This window comes from Anabaena sp. CCY 9402-a (assembly GCF_963920945.1).
Taxonomy (GTDB): Bacteria; Cyanobacteriota; Cyanobacteriia; order Cyanobacteriales; family Nostocaceae; genus Trichormus; species Trichormus minutissimus.
Map to the genome: position 1 here is coordinate 26,026 of NZ_CAWUDL010000070.1, position 9,356 is coordinate 35,381.

At 40.6% G+C, this 9,356-nt stretch carries 3 protein-coding genes; all 3 read left to right on the forward strand.

Features of this window, described 5'->3' with window-relative positions:
- Nucleotides 1-51: 51 nt before the first annotated feature.
- The 3 genes from ACM0OR_RS21895 to ACM0OR_RS21905 all read left to right on the forward strand — a co-directional run bounded on the left by ACM0OR_RS21895 (nucleotide 52) and on the right by ACM0OR_RS21905 (nucleotide 9,157).
- Nucleotides 52-2,757 carry a glycoside hydrolase family 10 protein gene (locus ACM0OR_RS21895; protein WP_414578731.1) on the forward strand — a complete coding sequence of 902 codons (2,706 nt, stop codon included), beginning with the start codon at nucleotides 52-54 and terminating at the stop codon, nucleotides 2,755-2,757.
- 298 nt (nucleotides 2,758-3,055) lie between these two features.
- Entirely contained in the window at nucleotides 3,056-7,933 is a 4,878-nt protein-coding gene (locus ACM0OR_RS21900; protein WP_414578732.1) for a PAS domain S-box protein, read from the forward strand.
- Nucleotides 7,934-7,945: 12 nt separating this feature from the next.
- Nucleotides 7,946-9,157, forward strand: coding sequence for an EAL domain-containing protein (locus ACM0OR_RS21905; RefSeq protein WP_414578733.1), 1,212 nt, complete (start codon nucleotides 7,946-7,948; stop codon nucleotides 9,155-9,157).
- Nucleotides 9,158-9,356 lie beyond the last annotated feature (199 nt).

A 9,356-nucleotide genomic window follows, 5' to 3' on the forward strand; every position in this document is an offset into this window, starting at 1 on the left:
TTTTGCTTCATAAATAATAAAGAAACGTTAATTAATTAGTGAGGGCGTGTAGTGAAGAATCAGGGTTTAGTCAATAAAAAAAGTACAAAGTTATTATTAAAAAATCACGGATTCTTCATTTTTACATCTCAATTTATTATTGTTAACTGTTTAAATATTCTGTCAGTCAAGGCAGCTACAGCAGCACCTGTCTTGAGTGTGGTACAAAGCCCAGAAAATACACAGCATTGGATAGGCATTACCAAACGCTTACAAACTATTGGCGTACCCTATTGTGTACTTCCCCTAGAGAGGGTGAAAAGTGCGGCAGATTGGGGCGATCGCCAGGTATTATTCTTACCAAATATTGAAACACTCACACCCCCCCAAGCGATCGCACTAGAAGCATGGACGAACAAAGGTGGTAATTTGATTGCTAGCGGTGCAATAGGTAGTCTCTCAACCCCCGGAGTGCGTCAGCTATTAAAAAACCTCTTGGGAAGCTATTGGGGATTTAGCATCAAAGATAAACAGCAGCTGAAACCGCCAAAAACTCAACTTCCAGCCTGGGTAAACCAAAAGGGACTTTTTGGTCAGGTACATGGCGGTGTGTTAGTTCCCAATGATGGTAGTAGCAAAGCTGTGGCTGTTTGGAATTCTCAAGATAATCCTGCTGCTGTGGTGACTACAGAACGTTCCACCTTGTTGGGTTGGCGGTGGGGAACAGATGCAGCTTCTTCTGCTGAATTGGATACGGTGTGGTTACAAGTTGCTCTCAATCGTCATATCTCAATACCAGCCAATGGTAATCAAAATATCACAGAACCTGCCCCAACTTGCCCTACACCAATAGCTAAGACTCCCTCTACTTCTCCGACTTCCCCAACAGACGCGATTCATCGCGTCTCGACAACGAAACAGGATGAGGCTATAGACCAATTAGAACAAACAGTCCGTTGGGATGTTGTCCCTAATTCTCATGAACCTATAAATGCTGGCGAAGCCGCCGCCATGCAACAACAGCTAGAAAATCTCATTGGTCGAGTCGAAAGCGCACATTTAGCAGCTTTAGCCAATGCTCCTAGCAGTGACGTATCCCAATCTGTCAAGGGAGAGGATAGACAATTGGCTACTACTAGATTAGTTACACCTATACCTAATCAAGAGCAAGTTTTAGCACAAGCTAGGGTCATAGCCAACAACTTACCTCGGTTGATTGCCAATAAAAATTACGCCTTGGCGCGTCAACAATGGCTAGTAGCTAGAAATAATTTGTGGAAACAGTTTCCTGTTGATCGCAGATTAGCACCAGCCGAAATTCGTGCCGTGTGGTTAGACCGAGGGACAATTGTTCGTGCAGGTGGCGAACAAGGACTAAGTAAAGTTTTTGACCGTCTAGCACAATCTGGTATCAATACTGTTTTTTTTGAAGCTGTTAATGCTGGTTATCCCATTTATCCCAGCCAAGTCGCACCGCAGCAAAACCCATTAATTCGGGATTGGGATCCTTTGGCTGTGGGGGTGAAATTAGCCCATGAGAGAGGGATGGAGTTACACGCTTGGGTGTGGACTTTTGCAGTGGGAAATCAGCGTCATAATGAACTGCTCAACATCAATTCTGATTATCCAGGGCCAGTGCTAGCTGCTCACCCTGATTGGGCTAATTATGATAACCAGGGCAAAATTATTCCTGTAGGGCAGACCAAGCCATTTCTTGACCCAGCTAATCCCGAAGTGCGGCAGTATTTACTCAAGTTGTATGAGGAGATTGTCACCCGCTATAAAGTAGACGGACTACAACTAGACTACATTCGCTATCCCTTTCAAGACCCAGCCGCCGGTCGGACTTATGGCTATGGTCAAGCTGCTAGAGCGCAGTTTCAAAAACTCACAGGGGTAGACCCAGTAACAATTACACCAAGTCAACCTCAATTGTGGCAACAGTGGACAGCATTTCGCACTCAGCAAGTAGATAGCTTTGTGACCGAAGTATCACAGATGATGCGACAAAAGCGAAGTCACTTGATTTTGTCGGTGGCTGTCTTTCCGCTACCAGAAGCAGAACGTATCCAGAAATTGCAACAACATTGGGAAGTGTGGGCGCGACGAGGGGATATTGATTTAATTATTCCCATGACTTATGCCCAAGATACTGTGCGCTTTCAACAGCTAGCACAACCTTGGATCGCTTCGACTCAGTTAGGCTCTACCTTGTTAATACCAGGAATTCGCCTGCTTTCTTTACCCACCCTAGGAACATTCGACCAACTGCAATTGGTTAGGGATTTACCAGTTGGTGGTTATGCACTTTTTGCTGCCGAAAATGTTAACCATGAACTACACAAGCTCTTTGTTAACACTCAAGGAAAGTTTGGGACTGTCATTAATGAACCTATACCCCATCGTAATCCTTTACAATCGGCTGTAGCTCGGTATAATGCTCTACAAAGAGAATGGCGTTTAGTTTTACATCAAGAAAAATTACAAATATCGCCCAAGGTAATTTCCGACTTTCACAGCCAGGCGGAAGTATTACAAAATGCTTTAACTCAATTAGCAACTTCCCCTTCTCCCAGAAAACTGCTAGTAGCTAAATCCACCCTAACACGCTTCCAATCTCAGTTTCGGGTGTGGACACAAGAAAAAAATATCAGTAATAGTTATCAAGTCAAAGCTTGGGAAAGTCGTCTATCCACTATAGAAAGACTATTAAAGTATGGTGAAAGGCGATTAGAGTTAAATTCTCAGCAGAGAGCTAATCAAAGGCCAAAATTTTGATTAATCTCTCGATTTATGTAGTTTTAATCTGAAAATCTAGCGATGACCGACCGTCGGTTGGAGAGCATCTCTACGAGAGGCTACGCCATCGCCTATGGTGGGGCGGAGCATCGTCGCCGCACCATAGACCCCATGTAGAATCAGCAAATTATAGCCTCCAAATTGTTGTATTTCTTCATACTAAATTTATCGTATTTATACGAGAGATATTATTATTTATTTAGCATCATAATAGATACAATACTTAAAGTATATACTTAAGAAATCAATCTTCAGATACTTGCGATATTAACCATCTATGCCCTCATTATCTCAGTTTCTCTGGCTACGATGTTTAAAGTCAACTATTAACAGTTCACCACTAACGGTTGAGCCAGAAACACTAGTCTCAGAGGCAATCTCACAGATGGATGAGGGCTGTACTGGTATCGTTGTAGTGAACAATTCACGGGTATTCGGGTGGTTATCAGCACAACACTTGGTCAAGCTTGTGGCGTTAGGTATGGACTGCACAACAACGAAAATTTCTGCTGTCATGCAACAGCCCACAGCCATGATCATCAAGCCTTCAGAATTGCTGAATATAGCCACCGCAATTTCACGGTTACATCAATATCAATCAAATTGCTTGTTAGTTATAGATGAGGAAGGTCAACTAATAGGAACAGTCACACCTGAAAGCATTTTGCAATCTCTGGAAATACCAGCAGATAGTAGTCCAAAAGAACAATTACAGTTGAGGGAATCAGCAGCATGGAATGTTGCAGAAGCAATATTAAAGACTAAAGCTACTAGCCTGAATGAATGTTTGGGACAGCAAAGCATCTATGTCAGTACAGAGAATACAGCCACATTAAAGTTAGCACTAGAGACAACCAAAACAATTTATTGGGAACATAATCTGACTAATAATCAAATCTATTTCTTGAATACTGCTGTTGTGGGTAGTGAACCTGAAGCAATGGGAACAGTTGATTGGGATGAAGTGCTGACTTTAGTACATCCTCATGATCGGGAAATATTTGAGCTAGCTAACCAATCAGCGATCGCCAATCTGGGTTCATTTGAGATAGAGCATCGGTTACTGATTCCAGGACAAACATCCGCCTATAAATGGGTTTTAGCCAGGGGAACAGTCCTAAGAGATAGGATAGGTAAACCCATTCGCATGATTGGAGTCACGATGGATATCGACCATCGCATAGAAGCACAAGCCAACTTAACACAGGCGAACCAAGAGCTAGAAATGCAATTAGCTGAACGCGCGATCGCCCTGCAACAAAAAAATGAGCAACTGCTGGCAGAACAAACCGCTTTAGCGAAAAGTGAAGAACGCTTTCGGTTTCTGGCAGAATCTATTCCCCAACAAGTTTGGATTGCTAGACCAGATGGCTATTATGAATATGTCAACCAGCGCACCCTGGACTTTTTCGGCACTACTCCAGAGCAAGTATTGGGTTGGCAGTGGGAGAAATTTGTCCATCCTGATGATAGGGAAAGGTATTTAGCCGCTTGGAGTCATTCCCTAACTACAGGTGCTAATTATGAAATAGAACTTCGTCTGTTATCAGCAGATTCTGTCACCTATCGTTGGCACTTAGGACGTGCCTTACCTTTACAAGATCAGCAAGGTAACATAGTTAATTGGTTCGGTACTAACACTGATATAGATGAGCGCAAACGTACAGAGGAAGCTCTGGCAGAACGAGTCAGGTTAGCAGATTTTCGGGGTGAAGTTGATACTCTGCTGACTCAAAGTTCCAGCTTACAAGACATGATGTGCTACTGCACCGAGGCACTAGTCAAAAGTTTGGATGCCGCCTTTGCCCGCATTTGGCTACTAAACCCCCAAAACAATATTTTGGAATTGCAAGTCAGCTCAGGTATATACACCCACATCGATGGGCAGCATAGATATGTACCATTAGGTAAATCCAAAATTGGATTAATTGCTCAAGAAGGTCAGCCCTATCTCACCAACACTGTACAGGAAGACCCCCTCATTAGTAATAAAGAGTGGGCTAAACACTTAGGTATGATTGCTTTCGCTGGCTATCCCCTGATTGTGGAAAACGAAATCATAGGTGTAATAGCCCTGTTTTCGCGCCAAATTCTTAGTGAATCTACCGTGGAAGCGTTGGATATAGCCGCCCGCGAAATAGCTATTGGCATTAAACACAAGCAAGCTGAAGCCGCCTTACAACAAAGTGAAGAACGATTCCGTAACTTAGTGGAGGCTAGCAGTGATTGGGTGTGGGAAGTGGATGAAAACATTATCTATACCTATGTCAGTCCCAAAGTCAAAGATATTTTGGGTTATGAACCACACCAATTATTAGGTAAAAGCCCCTTAGAACTTCTTTCTCCAAAAGAAGTTGAACGTATATTGAGCATCTTTGAGCCAATTGCAGCTGCTCAACAACCATTTAAATGTCTAGAAAATATTAACCTCCATAAAGATGGTCATTTAGTAATTCTAGAAACTAGTGGCGTCCCAATATTTAATGCTGAGGGGAAATTTTGTGGCTACCGAGGCATAGATCGAGATGTCACTTATCGTAAACAAGCTGAGTCCAAATTACAGGAGGTACAGGCGCAATTACAGGCAATTTTGGATAACTCACCGACGGTCATTTACTTAATAGATACCCAAAATAGATTTCTGCTAGTTAATCACCAATACGAAAAACTCTTTAATATTAATCAATACGAAATTGCAGGCAAAAGCATATATGATGTTTGGCCTCATCATATTGCTGATGGCTTTGCAGTTAATAACCACTTGGTAATTGCAGATGGTAATCCCATTGAAGTAGAAGAAGTAGTACCTCAAGAAGATGGTTTACACATCTACATTTCTGTCAAATTTCCTTTAAAAGATCACAATGGTGTTCCATATGCTGTATGTGGCATATCTACAGATATTACAGACCGCAAACAGGCTGAAAAAGAACTGCGCCAAAGTGAAGAATATTTCCGTTTATTAGTAGAAAGCATTAAAGACTACGCAATTTATATGCTTGACCCCCAAGGGCAAGTAATGAGTTGGAACTCTGGTGCAGAATGTATTACTGGATATCAAACTCCAGAAATCGTTGGACAAGATTTTTCTTGTTTTTTCCCGCCAGAAGAGATTGCTGAGGCTATACCACAGCAACAGTTAGAGATTGCAGCAGCCCAAGGTAGATGTGAATGTGAGAGTATCTTTATTCGCAAAGATGGGTCAAATTTTTGGGCAAACTGCATTTTAACAGCATTACGAGATACAAGCGGTAATTTACAGGGTTTTTCTAAAGTAACCCGCGACATTACCGAACGCAAATTAGCAGAAGAATCTCTATTACGTTTTCAAAAAGCAATAGAAAGTACCAGTGATGCTGTTGTGATCACAGATGTTAAGGGTATAAGTATTTATGTTAACCCAGCTTTTGTGGGATTATACGGTTATAATCGAGAGCAACTAGAAGCGGGTGGGGGAACTTGGGTGATTTCCCAAATCCCTCAAGACAGTCAACAAATATTAACTGCTATCAATCGGGGAGAGTCTTGGCGAGGTGAAGTGACAATGCGATCGCGCATAGGTCAAATTATGCAAGTTGATCTCCGCATTGATGCCATTAAAGATGCTAAGGGCAAAATTTTCGGCGCAGTATGTATTCATACTGACATCACCAAGCGTCAGCAAGTAGAGGAAGGATTACGGCTGCGCGATCGGGCGATCGCAGCCAGCAGTAATGGCATGATTATTGCAGATGCGAGTATCCCCAACGGGCCAATTATCTATGTTAACCCTGCCTTTGAAAGGATGACAGGCTACTCAGGCGAAGAAGTAATTGGACAGGATTTCCGCTTATTCCATAGCGCAGATATCAATCAACCAGGGTTAGAAGAACTTAATGCTGCAATGCAAGCAGGTAAGGCTGGCACTGTCATCCTCTGCAACTACCGTAAAGATGGCAGTTTATTTTGGAGTGAGTTAAATATTTCCCCCGTTTATGATCATAGTAATAAACTCACCCATTACATTGGCATTCAAACAGATATCACTGAACGTCAACAAGCAGAAACAGCACTACTAATTAGCCAACAGCGACTGCAATATTTATTGACATCTAGCCCAGCTATGATATACGCCTGCGAAACTGCGGGCAATTTTAGGGCTGTCTTCATCAGCGAAAATGTCTCCACCCTGCTTGGCTATGAAGCAGAGCAAATTACAGAAGATTCTAGCTTTTGGATAAGTCGTATCTACTCTGAAGACGCACCACAAGTAATTGCCAATCTTGCCAATGTCTTAGAACAAGGGCAGTATAAGCTGGAATACCGCTTTTTACACCAAGATGGGACTTACCGTTGGCTGTACGATAAAGGCAAGGTGGTGCGCGACGACGCCGGCAATCCAGTGGAACTAGTCGGCTACAGGGCAGATATTACAGATCGCAAACAACTAGAAGAAGAATTAAAAGTAGCACTAGAGAAAGAAAAAGAACTTAGCGAACTCAAATCCCGCTTTGTCTCTATGACTTCCCATGAATTTCGCACACCTTTGAGTATCATTCTGTCTTCCTCTGAGTTACTAGAACACTATCATCACAAATTGACCCCAGAAAAACAACTTACACATCTAACCCGGATTCAAACTGCTGTTAAGCGCATGACTGAAATGTTAGATGATGTTTTGATCATTGGTAAGGCAGAAGCGGGAAAACTAGAGTTCGTACCCCAACCCTTTGATTTAGTTGCATACTGCCGTCAATTAGTAGAAGAAAACCAAGTGCATTTTAGTAATCACCAAATTCACTTTACCAGTGAACAGGAATCCATAGAATGTTGTATGGATGATAAATTACTAGGACATATTCTCAGTAATTTACTATCTAATGCCATCAAATATTCACCTGCTAATAGTAATATCAAATTTATGCTGAAGTCGTTAGATGGACAAGCTATATTTGCAATTCAAGATGAGGGAATAGGGATTCCCTCAGAAGATATTCCTCGTTTATTTGAATCCTTTCATCGAGCTAGTAATGTAGGTAATATCTTAGGTACTGGATTGGGATTAGCTATTGTAAAAAAATGTGTAAACATTCATCAAGGTGAAATTTTTGTCAAAAGTATACTAGGAATTGGTACAGTATTTACTATTAATCTGCCATTAAATAATGAAATATAAATTGAGGTAATAATGATCAAAATTTTAGTGATTGAAGATGAAGAGCTAGTACGTGAAAACATTTTAGACTTACTAGAAGCTGAAGATTTTGAAACGGTGGCGGCGGACAATGGCCGAATCGGCATCAATTTGGCTCTAGCAGAATTTCCCGATCTAATTTTGTGTGACATGATGATGCCAGAAGTTGATGGATATGGCGTACTCACCACATTGCGTCAAGAACCATCAACTGCGGCGATTCCCTTCATTTTTTTGACAGCAAAATCTGCCAAAGCCGATTTTCGGCAAGGTATGGATATGGGAGCAGATGATTATCTGACTAAGCCATTTACACGAGCAGAATTATTAAGTGCCGTGATGAATCGTTTAGAAAGACAAGCTACGTTGAAGAAACACTTCATCAATCAAAACACAGTTAAAACTACATCGCCGAAAATGCAGTTAGTGTCGATGAGTCTCAATCAAGTTATTAAAAAACAAAAATTTCAAGAATTTGAGGTACATTATCAACCTATAGTCGATATATCATCTGGTAAAATCGTTGCTGCTGAAAGTTTATTACGTTGGCAAAGTCCAGAATTGGGTTTAGTATCTCCCGCAGAATTTATTCCATTAGCAGAGTCTACAGGGTTAATTATTACAATTGGTCAATGGGTAGTAGAAAATGTTTGCCAGCAAATCAGAACTTGGCAAAATGCAGGCATAGACTACTTAACTCTTAGTGTCAATTTATCAGTGATAGAATTTAATAGGCCAGATTTAATTAAGAAAATAACTCATGTTCTCAAGAAAAATAATTTAGATCCAAAATATTTAGAATTAGAACTAACTGAAAGCATGATCATGCAGGATTTAAATAATGCAATTTTTACTATTCACGAATTGCAATCTTTAGGAGTTAAAATTGCTATTGATGATTTTGGCACAGGCTACTCTTCTTTAGTTTATTTGAAAAACTTGCCTGTTAATACACTGAAAATTGACCGTTACTTCATCCATAATGTTGCTCAAGATCCTCAAAAATCTGCCATTACAAAAGCTTTAATCGAAATGGCACATAATATGAATATGCAAGTGATAGCTGAAGGTGTAGAGACAGAAGCAGAATTATCTTTTTTACGCGAAAATCACTGTGATTCTATGCAAGGGTTCTTATTTAGTCAAGCATTGCCATCAAGAGAATTTGAAAGTTTTTTATGGAGTAAAAAACAATTATCTGTATAACAATCAGGATGTTTGTAAAATGCAGATTAAAGTAAGTATTGTTTAATTGTGGTAATTGGTAATCAGTAAAAATTAGTGAGGTATCGTTAATTACCAATTACTCAATTTCCAGCTATTATACATAATTAAATTAAGAAAATTTCGAGGCTCTCCTAGAGTGGTTATGATAAAATACTATAAATAAAATAGATAACTGCTC

Coding starts and splice junctions, on each gene's coding strand:
- ACM0OR_RS21900 (WP_414578732.1), top strand. CDS start 3,056: ATGCCCTCATTATCTCAGTTTCTCTGGCTACGATGTTTAAAGTCAACT.
- ACM0OR_RS21905 (WP_414578733.1), top strand. CDS start 7,946: ATGATCAAAATTTTAGTGATTGAAGATGAAGAGCTAGTACGTGAAAAC.